The organism is Uliginosibacterium gangwonense DSM 18521 (assembly GCF_000373965.1).
In the GTDB taxonomy this organism is placed as follows: Bacteria; Pseudomonadota; Gammaproteobacteria; order Burkholderiales; family Rhodocyclaceae; genus Uliginosibacterium; species Uliginosibacterium gangwonense.
This window is the reverse complement of sequence record NZ_KB892837.1, coordinates 66,789-81,870: the sequence shown is the minus strand read 5'-3', so window position 1 is coordinate 81,870 and position 15,082 is coordinate 66,789. Positions and strand designations below refer to the sequence as shown.

Annotated in this window: 12 protein-coding genes; 2 read left to right on the top strand and 10 right to left on the bottom strand. The window is 54.2% G+C overall.

Translation table 11 applies throughout. From position 1 onward, the window contains the following. Positions 1 to 6: 6 nt before the first annotated feature. Complete coding sequence (locus B145_RS0106910) at positions 7 to 1,497, bottom strand: MFS transporter (protein ID WP_018606173.1); 1,491 nt, start codon at positions 1,495 to 1,497, stop codon at positions 7 to 9. A 91-nt stretch (positions 1,498 to 1,588) separates the two neighbouring features. On the opposite strand from B145_RS0106910, the gene B145_RS0106905 reads away from it, so the two are divergent. Then, positions 1,589 to 2,530, top strand: coding sequence for a LysR family transcriptional regulator (locus tag B145_RS0106905; RefSeq protein WP_018606171.1), 942 nt, complete (start codon positions 1,589 to 1,591; stop codon positions 2,528 to 2,530). Between the two features lie 26 nt (positions 2,531 to 2,556). Here B145_RS0106905 and hypE read toward each other — a convergent pair whose 3' ends face one another. The 6 genes from hypE to hypA are packed head-to-tail and all read right to left on the bottom strand — an operon-like array spanning position 2,557 to position 8,527. Further along, on the bottom strand, positions 2,557 to 3,606 hold the full coding sequence (gene hypE / locus B145_RS0106900; protein ID WP_018606169.1) for a hydrogenase expression/formation protein HypE: 1,050 nt from the start codon (positions 3,604 to 3,606) through the stop codon (positions 2,557 to 2,559). 7 nt (positions 3,607 to 3,613) lie between these two features. Next, positions 3,614 to 4,729 (bottom strand): hydrogenase formation protein HypD, encoded by a 1,116-nt coding sequence (hypD, locus tag B145_RS0106895; protein ID WP_018606167.1) that lies wholly within the window; start codon positions 4,727 to 4,729, stop codon positions 3,614 to 3,616. Beyond that, entirely contained in the window at positions 4,726 to 4,971 is a 246-nt protein-coding gene (locus tag B145_RS0106890; RefSeq protein ID WP_026258901.1) for a HypC/HybG/HupF family hydrogenase formation chaperone, read from the bottom strand. The genes hypD and B145_RS0106890 overlap by 4 nt, the downstream gene beginning before the upstream one ends. A gap of 48 nt (positions 4,972 to 5,019) precedes the next feature. Beyond that, positions 5,020 to 7,329 (bottom strand): carbamoyltransferase HypF, encoded by a 2,310-nt coding sequence (hypF, locus tag B145_RS0106885; protein WP_018606165.1) that lies wholly within the window; start codon positions 7,327 to 7,329, stop codon positions 5,020 to 5,022. Positions 7,330 to 7,341: 12 nt separating this feature from the next. Then, positions 7,342 to 8,160 carry a hydrogenase nickel incorporation protein HypB gene (gene hypB, locus B145_RS24685; protein ID WP_018606163.1) on the bottom strand — a complete coding sequence of 273 codons (819 nt, stop codon included), beginning with the start codon at positions 8,158 to 8,160 and terminating at the stop codon, positions 7,342 to 7,344. A gap of 22 nt (positions 8,161 to 8,182) precedes the next feature. Continuing rightward, positions 8,183 to 8,527 (bottom strand): hydrogenase maturation nickel metallochaperone HypA, encoded by a 345-nt coding sequence (hypA, locus tag B145_RS0106875; protein ID WP_018606161.1) that lies wholly within the window; start codon positions 8,525 to 8,527, stop codon positions 8,183 to 8,185. Positions 8,528 to 8,836: 309 nt separating this feature from the next. Between hypA and B145_RS0106870 the strand changes: the two genes are divergently transcribed. Further along, positions 8,837 to 10,558, top strand: coding sequence for a polysaccharide lyase family protein (locus tag B145_RS0106870; protein WP_018606159.1), 1,722 nt, complete (start codon positions 8,837 to 8,839; stop codon positions 10,556 to 10,558). Between the two features lie 120 nt (positions 10,559 to 10,678). Here the strand turns inward: B145_RS0106870 and garD are convergent, their stop codons facing one another. The 3 genes from garD to B145_RS0106855 form a co-directional block, all read right to left on the bottom strand. Next, positions 10,679 to 12,232, bottom strand: coding sequence for a galactarate dehydratase (gene garD, locus B145_RS0106865; protein WP_033406562.1), 1,554 nt, complete (start codon positions 12,230 to 12,232; stop codon positions 10,679 to 10,681). Between the two features lie 66 nt (positions 12,233 to 12,298). Next, entirely contained in the window at positions 12,299 to 13,630 is a 1,332-nt protein-coding gene (locus B145_RS0106860; protein WP_018606155.1) for an MFS transporter, read from the bottom strand. Positions 13,631 to 13,782: 152 nt separating this feature from the next. Continuing rightward, positions 13,783 to 15,066, bottom strand: coding sequence for a glycerate kinase type-2 family protein (locus tag B145_RS0106855; protein WP_018606153.1), 1,284 nt, complete (start codon positions 15,064 to 15,066; stop codon positions 13,783 to 13,785). Positions 15,067 to 15,082: the final 16 nt, after the last annotated feature.

Sequence of the window (15,082 nt, the reverse complement as noted above, 5' to 3'; positions counted from 1 at the left end):
GCCTGCTCAATGCAGGCGTTTTTGCAACAAGACCAGCGGAATTCCGATTAGGCAGAGTATTGCCACGTCCATCAGGAGCGTATTCCCCACGAGCACAGTGACCTGTTGGTCGATCTGGGTGGAGAGTAGTTGCAAGGTGGAACTATCCTGCGCATAGGGGCTATGTGTGAAGATAGGGTTGAATATGTCGATGCGTTGCACCAGTACATTGCGGTATTCGGCGCTCAGCCTCTGCCAGTGCTGGCTGACCAAGCCTGCGGCAAACACGTTTGAGAGTTGCCGCACAATATTCTTGAGCGCATAGGCGTGGGCGAAGTCTTCATGCGGAACTTCTTTATAAGTCAGCCCCGCAATCTGAATGACTCCCAGAATAGGAAAAATGCCTTTGAGCGCCATGGGTAACAGCAGGGCTTGGTAGGCGGTTGTACTACTGGCTCGGGTGCCCATCCAGATCAAGGCAATCGCGGCAATGGCGAAACCTGCTGCAATCACACGACGCCGGTCCCCTAGTTTTGGAGCCAGTGCGAAATAGAGTGGCAGCAATACAACTGTGGCGCAGGAGGCAAACGAGAGCAGGCCCCCTGTGGTGGTGAGCGGCAAGCCTAAGCCACCCGCAAAAAACAAGGGGTAAATATAGGAAGTTGCGCCATTGATCAGGTAGTACAGGCAATAGAACCCCAGCCCAGCGATATAACGCCGCCCATTGATGACTCTGGCATCAAGCAGGGGGTCATGATGCTGATGTATGCGCCATATAGCAAAGCCCAGCATGCTTAACGCAACGATGAACATCAGAATCTGATGGGCATCCAGGCGCAATAGCTCCATGTCTTCGAGGCCGTGGAGCAGCAAGAGCATTCCAAGGGAAAAGCTCAAGGCCATGGGCCAGTCCAGATCGCCCAATGAACGTGGGGTATGACGTTCTGCTTTCAAATACAACAACACCAGCAGCAGAACCAACAAGGCGAAAACGGCTTGCAGTACGAAGACTGCCTGCCAACCATAATCTTGTACCAATTCTGTGGTGAGCCAGGACATGGGCGCCGTGGAGCCCAAGATTCCCAGCATATAGCCTTTAAGTTGAGCAGGGCGTTCCTTTGCCGGGACTGCAAGCTGCAAATACACCCGCGACATGGTGAAGAGCCCGCCGCCGCCAACCCCTTGCACAATTCGCGCAAAAATCATCTGTCCAAGGCTGTCGCACATTGCAGCCCAGATGGCACCGCCAATGAAAAGCGCGATGCCAGCCGCCATCAGGCTACGATAGTGCCAACGTCTTGCCGCCCTTTCGATCAAGGGGATGATGCTCATCCCCGCCGCCGCGTACACGGTAAGAATCCACAAGAACTCGCTGGGGGAGGCGAATATTCCGCCGCGTATCTCGCTGCTGGCCAACAATACGCTCAGGCTTGAGAGAAAGTCGACCGCTGTGACCAATCCCATCACATGGCCAAGCCAGCGAGGCACCTCATGAGCGGGCAGGGGATGATGAGACATGGCGACAGGCATTCAAAATAGCAATCAGATAGACCTATCTTACGTAGATTTTTTGCCTACAATAACGGGGTCTGGATGAACACTTTGTTGCATGAGAGAAACAATCAAACTTGATGATCTGGCGCTTTTTCTTGAAGTAGCCGAGGCGGGCAACATGACCCGTGTGGCCCAGCGCCTGGATCTACCCAAATCAACGGTCAGCCGTACCATTCGGCGCCTTGAGTCGCAGATGGGTGTGCGCCTGCTCGAGCGCAGTACGCGGCATTTGCGACTGAGTGCGGAGGGTGTGCATTTGCTTGAACAGACGCGCCCCTTGGTGGAACGACTGCACGAGACTTTGCAACAATCGATCAATCAGGACGATACGCCGCAGGGCATCCTGCGCATCAGCGCGCCTTACGAGTTTGGCTTGCTGCGCCTGGGGGATGTGATCAACCGCATGCTTGCCCGCTACCCAAGTCTGGAAATAGACTGCGATCTGTCGTCTCGCCAGCCTGATCCGAGGGTAGAAAACTACGATATTGTTTTCTGCTTGCAGGTGGGTGCTTTGCCCGACTCTGAACAGGTCGCCCGCCGGGTTTATACCGTGGGAAGGGGGCTATTTGCTGCGCCTGGCTTGCTTGAGGAAACGGGCGACCCCAAAAATCTGGCCGATCTGGCGGCCATGCCCTGTTTGACCAGCCCCGGTGAGGCATTTTGGCGTCTACGGGATACAGAAGGGCACGTTCATGAATTCCAGCCTGTGTCCCGCTTGCGTTCTCCCAATGTCGGCATGCGGCTGCAAGGCGTGATCGCTGGTGTGGGTGTCGGACTGCTTGCGCGCAACTACTGCCGTGAAGATATTGCGGCAGGCAGGATTATCCCCTTGTTGCCGCATTTGCATCCCGAACCAACGCTGATCTACGCGCTACTGGCTACCCGCCGACTGATGCCCCCCAAGGTGCGTGTATTTCTGGAACTGCTTGAAGAGCGCATGGCAGAGCCCATTGCGTCTGTACCTGCCCTACACAGAAGAATGCGAGGGGGGAAATAATTAATTTTCTGGAGCGCAATTTGCCCCTAACAGATGCGTGGCAACTGGTCGCCAGACATCCAGTCAACGATGCGTGAGCCCCCCATGCCTGTACGCATCTGCACAAAATGATGCGGATCGGCGCAAACCTTGCCGATCATGCATGCTTCCCTGCCCAGAGGGTGGTTTTGCAAGCACGCCAACACCCGCTCTGCATCCTCTTGCGGACAGATGATGAGGATCTTTCCTTCGTTGGCAACAAAAAGTGGGTCCAGCCCAAGCAGTTCGCATGCGGCTTCCACCGTAGGGGATACCGGAATCCGGCTCTCTTCAAGCATCATGCCAACGCCAGATTGATGACAAATTTCATTCAGCGTAGCGGCCAATCCGCCACGTGTGGCGTCCCTCAAAGTATGCAGATTGGGCACTTCATCAAGCAACTCACCAATCATGCCATGCAGTGCTGCAGTGTCAGAAACAATGGGCGCATCAAAAGCCAGACCTTCTCGTACCGACATGATGGCCATGCCGTGATCGCCTATCCGGCCAGAGACCAAAATCGCGTCGCCGACTTGGGCGTTGGCACCGGAAAGAGAGACCCCTTCGCGCAAGACGCCTAAACCCGTGGTGCTGATGAATACACCATCCGCCTTGCCGCGCTCAACAACCTTGGTGTCACCGGTGACGACAGGCACCCCGGCATCCCGTGAAGCCTTTGCCATGGAAGCGACGATGCGATCCAGGTCGGCCAGAGGGAAGCCTTCCTCCAATATGAAACTGGCGGTCAGGTAAAGCGGAGTTGCCCCCATGACGGCTACATCATTCAGGGTACCATGTACCGACAGGCAGCCAATATCTCCTCCCGGGAAAAATAGTGGCGAGACGACATGGGCATCCGTTGCCAGCACCAACCGACCTGCCGCAGCAGGCAAAGCTGCACCGTCGTCGCCCTGAGCGAGATAGGGGTTGTGGAGATGGCGGGCAAAAAGTTCACTGATGAGCTGTGCCATAGCACGGCCACCGGCCCCATGAGACAGGTCCACCCGGCCATTGCGCAAATCGATAGGGCGCACGTAGTTTGCTTTGACTGTATTCATAGGGCATTTATCCGGCTACAACGCGGAACCGGCCATAAGTGTAGTGTGCCGCACAGGCGCCTTCAGAGGAGACCATGCAGGAGCCCACGGGGTTATCTGGGGTGCAGGCGGTGCCAAAAATCTTGCAATCACGTGGGTGTTTTTCGCCACGCAATATCGTGCCGCACTCGCAAGCTTTGTTGTCCGCTACTGCATGGTAGGGCTGATTGAACTTTGTTTCTGCATCAAACTGCTGGTAGGCGGGGCGCAGGCGCAATGCGCTAAGTGGCACACTGCCAAGCCCACGCCAATCAAACGCGTCACGGAGTTCAAAGATATCATTGACCAAGGCTTGCGCTTTGGTGTTGCCTTCGCGCGTTACGGCACGGGTAAATTCGTTCTCAACCTCGGCACGCCCCTCATTGATCTGCAAAACCAGCATATGGATGGCCTGCATGACATCCAGTGGTTCAAAGCCAGCAATGACGACGGGTTTCTTGTATTGCGCAGGGAAAGGCTCATAGGGAGCTGAGCCGATGACGGTGGAGACATGCGCAGGGCCGACAAAACCATCCAGCGCGACGCCGTTGGGTGCTGCCAGAATCGCATGCATGGCCGCTGGAGTGAGCACGTGGTTGCAAAGGATGCTGAAATTATTCAACCCTTGTGCTTGGGCCGTTTTGATGGCGACTGCTGTAGGCGGAGTCGTAGTTTCAAAACCAATGGCAAGAAATACGACTTCCCGCGTGGGATTGTCACGTGCAACCTGCAGGGCATCCAGGGTGGAATAAACCATACGGATATCTGCACCACGCGATTTTGCCTTGAGCAGTGAGAGTGCGTTGGATGCTGGAACCCGCAAGGTGTCGCCATAGCTACACAGGATGACGCCCTTTTCCAAGGCAAGCGATATAGCTTGGTCAATACGCCCAATCGGTAGCACGCAGACCGGACATCCCGGCCCGTGAATCATGCGGACGTTTGTGGGGAGCAGGTCTGTCAGCCCATAGCGCGAGATGGCGTGTGTATGGCCCCCGCAAAACTCCATCAAACGGTATTCTTTGCCCGAATCCACATCGCTGGCAATGGCCGAAGCCAAACCGCGTGCTAATTCACCATCACGGAATTCATCAACAAACTTCACAGCACTTTCTCCAGATCGTCCCCTTGTTGCCTGGCGATTTCGCGGAAGAGTTCCAACGTAATCTCTGCTTCTTTGGCATCAAGCTTTTGCAGCGCATAGCCTACGTGCAGTATGACATAGTCACCAACAGAAACGCCATCGACCAAAGCCAGGGACGCATCCTTGCGAACGCCACCCAGTTCGACGATAGCGTGGTCGCCTTCACGTATTTCGACCACGCGGGCCGGAATTGCTAAACACATTGTTGCTACCTCCGCTTTAAATGCTTCTGTCCATTCGGTGATCAATTACTAGTTCCTGGCGTGCAGAGCGCGCAGGGCGATCCAAGCTTGGCCAAGGCTCAAGCCCCCATCATTTGGGGGAATTGCTTGGGCTGAAAGTACCTTCAAACCCGTAGCGCTGAGTTCGGTGGTCAGGTCTCGGCTCAAAATTGCATTGAGAAAGCACCCGCCTCCCAGTGCAATGGTATTTTCTTGCCTCTGATATGTTGCATGCAAAACCCATGCTTTGATGCCTGCAACAAGCGTAGCATGGAAACGTGCAGCAGCCTCTGCTGTATCGCCCCGCCAATCGGCAAGTTGCTCCAGCATACGAGAGAAATCCAACACCTCATTATTGATTGTCCAACCCGGCCAAGCTTCGCACATGTCATGGCGGGCAGCCAGTGTTTCCAACTCCATTGCTGCTTGCCCTTCATAGGCGGCGATTGTCCGTATGCCGAGAAGCCCCGCCGCAGCGTCAAACAAGCGGCCAAGGCTGGTGGTGGGAGGGCAGTTGAGGCCACGCTTTAGCATTTCGCCCAAGTGTGTGGAAGCGGGGAGGGCTGCAAATCGTTTGGCAATTTCATCCCCTCGTCCGATTTGCCATAACGCTGCTGCTGCCATGCGCCAAGGCTCGCGGGCTGCGCGATCTCCACCTGGCAGAGGGCTAGAGGCCAAGTGCCCCAGGCGTTGAAATGTGTGGCCTTGCAGTGCCAGGAGTTCGCCACCCCAGGCATTGCCATCGTCACCCAGGCCGACTCCATCCAACGCCAATCCTAACAGTGGCCCTGTGTGCCCATGCTCTGCAGCAATGGCCGCAATGTGGGCATGATGATGTTGTATGCCAAAACAAGGGATTTCGAATTGCCTGGCAAGTTGCTGAGCCAAACGCGTGGAGTAAAAATCGGGGTGCAGATCGTGTGCAATTGCCTGCGGTTCTACATCCAGCAGATTTTGCAGATGCACAACGGTTTCTTCTAGAAAGCTGCAACTGGCTGCGTTATCCAGATCACCAATATGCTGCGACACCCACGCCTGATTGTCTCTGGTGATGCAAATTGTATTCTTGAGCCAGCCGCCCAAGGCTAGTACGGAAGGCCCGTTTTCAGGCAACTGGATCGGGCTCGGCGTGTAGCCCCGGGCGCGCCGGACAAATTGCGGTGTGCTGCCAATAGGGCGGACGACGCTGTCGTCACAGCGGATCAGGATGTCCCGGTCATGTACGAGAAATGCATCTGCAATGGCGCCCAAGCGTTCAAAAGCTTCATCATTGGCAATGGTGAGCGGCTCTCCGCCAGGGTTGGCACTGGTCATGACCAGTAGCAGATGTTGCCACGCCTCAGTCCATGCCAAACCACTCGGGCGTCCCGCTGCTTCATGAAAGAGCAGCCATTGCACTGGCGTATAAGGTAGCATGATACCTAGGGAATCCAGCCCTGGGGCGATGCCGGCAAGTGCAGTTGCATGCCCCGCCTTGGCGGGCAGAAGCACAATCGGGCGTTCCCGCGCATTCAGCACCGCAAGACTTGCAGGGGCGGTGTGAACGAAATCTTCGACCGAGGAGGCGTTCACTGCCATCAAGGCAAAAGGCTTTTCATCACGCGCCTTGCGCTGGCGTAATGTGGCTACAGCTTGAGCGTTACGCGCATCGCAGGTCAGATGAAAGCCTCCCAGGCCCTTGATGGCAACGATTCCGCCAGTCTGGATCAAACCCAGTGCTGCTGCGATGGGATCCTCCTGAATCAAGTCGCCTTGTGCATTTCTGAGTTGCAACTGGGGGCCACAAACCGGGCAGCAGTTGGTTTCCGAGTGAAAACGACGGTGAGCCGGGTTCGTGTATTCATTCAGACAAGTTGGGCATTGCGGAAAGCTCGCCATGCTGGTCTGAGCACGGTCGTAGGGCAGGTGACGCGTCAGCGTATAGCGTGGGCCACAATGCGTGCAGGTGATGAACGCATGCCGCCACCGTCGGTCGGTTGGGTCGCACATCTCCGCCAGGCAAGCCGGGCAGATGGCGGTATCTGCTCCGATCATGGTGTGGACTTCGCCTTGGCAACTACTGTCAATAATGAAGTCGGTACATCCTGTGACCGCCGTGGAGGCGATGTGCAAATCATCAATGCGGGCCAACGGGGGCGTCTGGCTGAGCAGTGCGTGCCGGAAATGCTCAAGCCCACCCTGTATTCCTTCTAGATGGATCTCCACCCCCAAGGCGTCGTTACGTACCCAGCCGGAGAGCGCATTCTCATTCGCCACACGCCATACAAATGGTCTAAAACCTACGCCTTGTACCAAGCCGGTGACGCGAATGCGTTGCGCTGCAAGGTGTGGCTGAGTCATGTAGGCCTGCTTTTAGCGATGAAAGCGTGCGCTGGTGCCTGAAACGCGGACGTAGCCAGAGGCAGGGCGTGTAGCTTGAGCGGACACCACCCCCTTCTCAATCCAGTCAAGCCATTCCTGCATGCCATCACCACTACGTGCCGAGAGTTGGATTACCTGAAGCCCAGGATTGATACGCCGGGCAAAGGCAATTGCTGCCTCCACATCGAAATCCAGGTAGGGCAGGAGGTCGCATTTGTTGAGGATCATCAACGAAGCCGCTGCAAACATATCAGGATATTTGATGGGTTTGTCTTCGCCTTCGGTGACCGACAGCACCACAACCTTGCAGGCTTCACCCAGATCAAAAGCTGCCGGACACACGAGGTTGCCGACGTTTTCGATCATCAGTACGCCGCCTTCCGGCACGGGGATTCTTTCCATGGCATGCGCAACCATGTGCGCATCCAGGTGGCAACCTTTGCCCGTGTTGATTTGTAGCGCCGGAGCCCCCGTTGCCCGAATACGTTCGGCATCCTGGCTGGTCTGCTGATCGCCTTCAATCACGGAAACAGCCAGACGACCTTGCAAGCGTTTGATGGTTTCCACCAGAAGCGTCGTTTTGCCAGAGCCAGGGCTGGAAACAAGATTAAGCGCAAAACATCCCCGGGCAGCCAACCTTTGCCGATTGTTTTCTGCAAAGGCATTGTTTTTGCTTAGCAAATCTTGCTCGATCTCCACAATGCGGCTCGCCGATACACCGGGAGCATGGCTGTGATGATCGTGACTGTGGTCATGACTACCTGCATCAAAGGTGGCTCCATCGCCCCCGCAGCCGCATGTTATGCACATAAGAATCCTCTATTACATTGCTCTAATCTTCGACCACAATGGCCTTGACCCGCATATCGGTCCCGCCTGTCACCTGCAACGCGTAACCGCCGCAGAGTGGGCAATGCATGTCTCTGCTGGCAATCTCAACGCTGTTGTGGCAGGTTGTGCACCAAGCCAAGCCTGGGCTGGGGAACATTTCCAACTGCGCGCCTTCAGCAAGGCTGCCACGCGTGACAACGTCAAAACAGAAAACCATGGCCTCAGGCTCTACATTGGCCAATTGCCCGATTTCCAGCACCACCTTCTTGACCTTGCTGAACCCTTCGCGCCGTGCGCTGTCCTCAATCAGGTCCAGCACGCTCTCCACAAGCGACACTTCGTGCACTGCAGCATACTCCTACAGGTTGGTTGCAAATAGTAGACATGATACATCTGCATAGGAGGCGAAAGACTCTATATAGATTGTACGCGATCAAGAACCTGCGTTTCTTTGTGCCGATGAAAGGATCTTGCATACGCGGTGGCAAGTTTGAGCACAGGCGGGGTCGGAGGCCGGAGATGCCCAAGCTCGCCCAGCGGTATCACTTTACTTTCTGCCGACAGCCAGCCAACTCTTGTGGCAGAAAAAGAGAGCAATCTCCACTTTGAACTGCTCGCGTAGCAAAGCCTCTTTTGCGCGTATATTTATACTGTTATGAAGAAAATTTCCAAACAATTGCTGATCGGCTTGGCCGCAATATGCGCCGCATCCGCTACATGGGCTGACAAGGGCGATGTCATCTTATCGGTTTCGGGTATGGCGGTAAAACTTGACAATGGGCTGGCTCACTTTGATTTTGCCGCCGATGCCAGCGCCAAGGTTGTGGGGACAGATGAAGTCAACCTGGTTGATCGACTATCAGGCGCAGGACGCGACCCCAGCCGCTTACGGAGCTTCCATCTGGATTACAACTCCAGAGGGGTAACCCGCTTTCAGCCTGAAAGTTTGAAAGTAATAGAGCAGCAGCCCGAACGCGCTCATGTTGCCTGGATAGAGCGCCAAGGGAAGCTTGATCTTGAGTACCACCTGATCATGGAAAAGGGTGAACCAGGGCTGTATTCCTATGTTCTGGCCAAAAATTCGCACAGTGAACCACTACTGGTGAGCGAGCTGCGCACGATTTATCGTTTCAACCCAGCAATACTCGATCACTTGTATACGCTTCAAGGCAGCAGCAAGCCCCCACTATATGGGGAGCTGGAAAAAATGCCTTTTATCCAGGATGAGACTTGGCGGTTGGCCGATGGCTATGCCTATTCAAAATACAATCTGGTTGATTATCAACGTAAAAATGAATTCTGGGGGGCATATGGCAATGGTTATGGCGCGTGGTTCATCCCGGTCAATCACGACTACTATTCGGGTGGCCCGCTCAAACAGGACCTGATGGTGCACCAGGACGCCATTGTTCTCAATTATATGACTGGCGCGCATATGGGTACCCCGGACATGATGGCCCCACCGGGATGGCAGAAACTCTACGGCCCGTGGCTGGTCTATTTGAACAAGGGGGCGCCAAACAGCGTGATTTCGGACGCCAGAAAACATGCTGAATACATCAAAAAACGTTGGCCTTTTACCTGGGTTCAAGATGCCAATTACCCGCTACAGCGATTTACTGTTGATGGCAAACTTGGCAACCGTCAAGGCGAAGCATTCAATGTCGTGCTCTCCCCCCAGGCAGGGGACCCCGAGATGCAAACCTTGGGATTCCTCTATGCAACAGTCAGTGATACCAATGGCGCGTTTAAGCTCAGTGCAGTGCGTCCGGGGAGCTACTGGCTGACCGTGTATTCCGCAACAGGTTACGACCAGGGAATTCTTCTGCAAAACGAGGTCAAGATAGACCAGAATGGATTTCATTTAGGGGAATTTGATCTTCCTGCCGCCAAAAAGTATGTATGGCACATTGGAGTTGCGGACAAAACTGCAGCCGGGTTCAAATTTGCAGAGAAGCCACGGAATGTTGACTGGGCCGACCAAGTGCCTGCGGACTTGGTGTTCAACGTTGGGCAACAAACAGATGGCGATTGGTATTATGCGCAAACCCAACCAGGAGATTGGAAAATATTTTATACAGAAGAGCAGATTGTGGGCACACGAATTCTCAATCTGGCGTTTGCTTCGACGAGCAGTTCCGGTACACAGAAGCCGGCATCACCCAAACTGGCGGTAATGGTCAATGGCCAAAAGATTGCCGATATCGCGTATTCAAATGATAAAAGCATTTACAGGGGGAGTGTGCTGAATGGACAATATCATAACGAGTCCATCACAATTCCCGAGGGGGTGTTGCACAAAGGCAAGAATGAGATAGTCTTGAGGGTTTTGGGTGGTGCATTCATGTACGACGCTATCAATCTGGAACAGAAATAGCGTAAATGCCAGTAAAGGAGTGAATTTAAAAGAGGGGAGAATCTGGGGGAATATAGCTGACCGAGTGGATGACGACGGAGAGTAGCCAGTCTGTGGCTACTCTCTTGATCCGCTTGACAATCAGGTTACCGGAGCAGGATTGAAAAGTGCCAAGGCATTATGCAACTTCCAATGTTCAGCCCAGGTTTTACGGCCACTGGCCACCTCCAGCATGAGGCGGAAGAGTTCCCAGCCGAGTTCCTCAATGGTGGACTCCCCGTCGGCAATGCGTCCGGCATTAACGTCCATCAGGTCGTGCCAGCGGCGGGCGAGATCCGAGCGCGTTGCAACCTTGATAACGGGACATGCGGCCAATCCGTATGGGGTGCCGCGCCCGGTGGTGAATACATGCAGGTTCATGCCGGCTGCAAGTTGCAGGGTTCCGCAGATGAAATCGCTGGCTGGCGTGGCCGCATAGACCAATCCTTTGTGGATGCCTTTTTGACGCAAATTTTCGCCTGGGGATATGACGCCAGTAATAGGTGAGCTACCGGACTTGATAATGGAGCCCATTGCTTTTTCGACAATATTGGAAAGCCCCCCCTTTTTGTTGCCCGGTGTGGTGTTGGCGCTACGGTCAACCTCACCTTGAGCAAGGTAAGCGTCATACCAAGCCATTTCGCGGATCATGGCTTCAGCAACTTCCGGCGTAGAAGCGCGTGCAGTCAGTTGGTCGATCCCATCACGTACTTCGGTCACTTCAGAGAACATGACCGTGGCACCCGCCCGCACCAACAAATCTGTGGCATAGCCCACAACCGGATTGGCGGTAACACCAGAGAATGCATCGCTACCGCCGCATTGCACACCAACGATCAGTTCGGATGCCGAGCAGGTTTCGCGCTTTCGTGCGTTGAGTCGTTCCAGGTGGGTGCGGGCACTGTCCATGATCGATTCAATCATGCTCATGAAACCCACATGCTTTTCATCCTGTAGCTGGATTGTATCCAGGCGTTCGGGCGTTATAGGAATGGAACCCGGTGGCAGGAGGCGTTCTGGTTGCAATTTCTCGCATCCCAGGGAGACGATCATTACCTCACCACCAAAATTGGGGTTGAGGGTGATATTGCGGAGTGTGCGGATCGGAAAAATCGCATCAGGCGCGTCAATCGCTACGCCACACCCGTAGGTATGCTCAATGCCGATTACATCATCAACATTCGGGTATTGCGGTAAGAGTTCATTCTTGATGCGCTGTACGGCATAGTCGACAACACCAGAAACACACTGAACCGTAGTGGAGATAGCCAGTATATTGCGTGTGCCGACTGAACCATCTGGATTACGATAGCCATCAAACGTGAAATCTTTGAGTGGGGCTTGCGGTGCTGGTTTGATGGTTGCAATCGGTAAATCGTTGAGTGTGCGAGCTTCAGGCATCCGCAAACGCTGTTCATTGACCCAACTGCCTGCAGGCAGCGCTTGTAAGGCGTAGCCAATGGTAACCCCATAACGCAAAACGGGGCCTTCTGCGGGCAAATCGACCAAGGCGACTTTATGTCCTTGAGGTATAGCTTCCAGAGTGCGTAGGCCGTTGCTGAACACCGTGCCTGCGGGAAGGCCCCCATCATTGACGACGATGGCTACGTTGTCGCGTTCATTGAGCTTGATGAAAAGTGGTGGTGATGAAGGCATAACAGCTTCCTTATCAATACAGAAAATATCGCGGCATGCCATCAAGACATGCCGCAACATGTGGGCTTACTTCAATTCTACACGCTTGATTTCGCCGACTACGAAAAGGTAACAGGCCATGGCGATGAAGGCATGTACGCCAACATAGACCAAGGCTCCGTTAAACGAGCCTGTGGATTCGATGATATACCCGATGGCAATCGGGGTGGTGATACTTGAAATATTGCCGCAAACATTCAGCAAACCACCGGAAAGACCAGCAATCTGCTTCGGTGCCGTATCCGAGTTCACGGCCCAGCCCAGGGCGCCAATACCTTTGCCGAAGAACGCCAACGCCATGAAGAAGATGACTGCAGACTCAAGTTCAACATAGTTGCAGAACACCATTGTCATAGACAGCAGCATGCCCAATACAATGGGAGTTTTACGTGCTACGGTCAGAGAGTAACCGCGCCGAAGCATCGCATCCGAAAGAACCCCACCGAGTACGCCACCGATGAAACCGCATACGGCAGGAATTGCTGCAACAAACCCAGCCTTCAGGATGGTCATGTGCTTTTCTTTGACCAGATAAACCGGGAACCATGTAATGAAGAAGTAGGTCAGTGCATTGATACAGTATTGGGCGAGATAGATGCCTACCATCATTCTGTTCTTGAGCAGCTGGCCGACATATTGAAGTTTGGGGCCTTCTGTGGGGGCCCCGGACTTCATGTGCATATCCATGCTGACCAAGCCGCCGCCTTCCTCAATGTAGGCCACTTCTTCATCATTGGCCATCGGATGATCTTTCGGATCGTAGATCATCTTGTTCCAGACGAATACAAACAGAATGCCAAGTACACCCATGACGGTGAATACATAATGCCATGAGAATGTATGGATCAGCCATCCCATCAGCGGCGCAAAAATTACCGTGGCTGCGTATTGTGCAGAGTTGAAGATGGCGGAGGCGGTTCCTCTTTCATCTTTAGGGAACCAAGCCGCTACAATACGGCTATTAGCCGGAAAGGAGGGGGCTTCAGAAGCACCGACAAAAAAACGCAGCGCAAATAACAGCACCACGGCAGACAAGCCACTGAGGAAGCCGACCGTGCCAGTCAGCAGTGTGAAAAGTGACCAGAAGAAAATACTAAAAGAATAAATTATTTTTGACCCGAACTTGTCGAGCAGCCAGCCCCCCGGTAATTGTGCAATCACATACGACCAACCGAATGCGGAAAATATGTACCCCATCGTTACCGAGTTGAACTTCAATTCCTTTGCCATTTCTGGTCCTGCCAGAGATATGGTTGCCCGGTCTGCATAGTTGATGGCGGTGATCATGAATAGAACGGCTACGATCATCCACCTTACGTTGGTTTTCTTTTGCGCCAACATCGCAGTGCTTGTTTCCATCTTTGTCTCCTCAAGATTTGCTGACAGCCCCATAATCAGATGACCTGACTATCGGGTGTCGGAACGTCGTCAATGTATTTGGTATTGACTACGCAACAGATACTCTTGTGTGGCAAACACCTTGTTTTTTTGGTGTCTTTTTTATGTATTGCTCAGTACGAGAGGGCAGGGGCATCAAGTACCAGTACCGCCCTGAAATCATTGACATTGGTGAGCGTTGGCCCCGTGATGACAGAGTCACCCAATGCGCTGAAAAAACTATGCCCGTCATTATTGTCAAGGCTGTCACGCGGGTTCATCCCGTGTGCCCAGGCACGCTCAAGGGAGTCTGGAGTCAGATAGGCCCCGGCAATTTCTTCCATGCCATCCACCCCATCGGTATCACCTGCCAGCCCATAAACACCGGGCAATCCGTTGAGTGATACACCCAGTGAGAGCAGGAATTCCACATTGCGCCCACCACGCCCCTGGCCCCGTACTGTTACGGTTGTTTCACCGCCGGAGAGCAGTACGCATGGGGTGGTAAAGGGTTGCTTGCGCAAAGCAATTTGGCGAGCCAGGCCCGCCATGACTTTGCCGACATCCTTGGCTTCCCCCTCGATGGAGTCGCCCAGTATATGCGTAGTGATGCCAGCCTGCTGGGCCACAACTGCAGCAGCTTCCAGTGCCGCTTGAGGTGTGGCGATGAGATGCACCTCGTTATGCTGAAAACATGGGTCGTTGGGTTTGATTGATTCTCCCTGTCCTGACATCAGTATCGAACGGACATGCTCAGGTACGTCTATCTCGTACCGCTTGAGGATTGCCAAGGCGTCTTCGCAGGTCGTGATGTCGGCCACAGTGGGGCCAGAGGCGATATCGCTTGGCACATCACCAGGGACGTCTGAGATCAGCAGGGTGATCACTTTGGCTGGATGACAGGCGCGTGCGAGGCGCCCACCCTTGACGGCGGAGAGATGGCGGCGCACGCAATTCATTTCACCAATGTTTGCCCCAGATACAAGCAGCGCCTTGTTGATAGCTTGTTTATCCGCCAGCGTGATACCCGGCAGTGGAGCAGCCAGGAGGGCTGAACCACCGCCCGAAATCAGACACAACACGGTGTCTTCTGCTTGTAGCTGGCTGACGAGGGCAAGAATGCGTTCGGCGGCATGAATACCCGCCTCGTCGGGCACAGGGTGGGCCGCCTCAATGATCTCGATCCGCGAGCAGGGAACGGCGTATCCATAACGGGTAACAACCAAGCCTTCCAGCGGCCCTTTCCAGTTCGCTTCCACAGCCTGAGCCATCGCTGCTGAAGCCTTGCCTGCACCGATTACAATCAAGCGTCCTTTGCCTGGTTTTGGCAGATAACGCGGAATGCAGTGTGCAGGTTGCGCTGATTCGATGGCTGCATCGAACATTGCCCGCAGCACGGATTTCGGATCAATATGCATGAGGAAACCTTCCCTG

What these genes read in the sequence shown, in the direction of transcription:
- B145_RS0106910 (WP_018606173.1), bottom strand. Translation starts at nt 1,497, where the DNA reads ATGTCTCATCATCCCCTGCCCGCTCATGAGGTGCCTCGCTGGCTTGGC.
- B145_RS0106905 (WP_018606171.1), top strand. Translation starts at nt 1,589, where the DNA reads ATGAGAGAAACAATCAAACTTGATGATCTGGCGCTTTTTCTTGAAGTA.
- hypE (WP_018606169.1), bottom strand. Translation starts at nt 3,606, where the DNA reads ATGAATACAGTCAAAGCAAACTACGTGCGCCCTATCGATTTGCGCAAT.
- B145_RS0106890 (WP_026258901.1), bottom strand. Translation starts at nt 4,971, where the DNA reads ATGTGTTTAGCAATTCCGGCCCGCGTGGTCGAAATACGTGAAGGCGAC.
- hypF (WP_018606165.1), bottom strand. Translation starts at nt 7,329, where the DNA reads ATGACTCAGCCACACCTTGCAGCGCAACGCATTCGCGTCACCGGCTTG.
- hypB (WP_018606163.1), bottom strand. Translation starts at nt 8,160, where the DNA reads ATGTGCATAACATGCGGCTGCGGGGGCGATGGAGCCACCTTTGATGCA.
- B145_RS0106870 (WP_018606159.1), top strand. Translation starts at nt 8,837, where the DNA reads ATGAAGAAAATTTCCAAACAATTGCTGATCGGCTTGGCCGCAATATGC.
- garD (WP_033406562.1), bottom strand. Translation starts at nt 12,232, where the DNA reads ATGCCTTCATCACCACCACTTTTCATCAAGCTCAATGAACGCGACAAC.
- B145_RS0106860 (WP_018606155.1), bottom strand. Translation starts at nt 13,630, where the DNA reads ATGGAAACAAGCACTGCGATGTTGGCGCAAAAGAAAACCAACGTAAGG.
- B145_RS0106855 (WP_018606153.1), bottom strand. Translation starts at nt 15,066, where the DNA reads ATGCATATTGATCCGAAATCCGTGCTGCGGGCAATGTTCGATGCAGCC.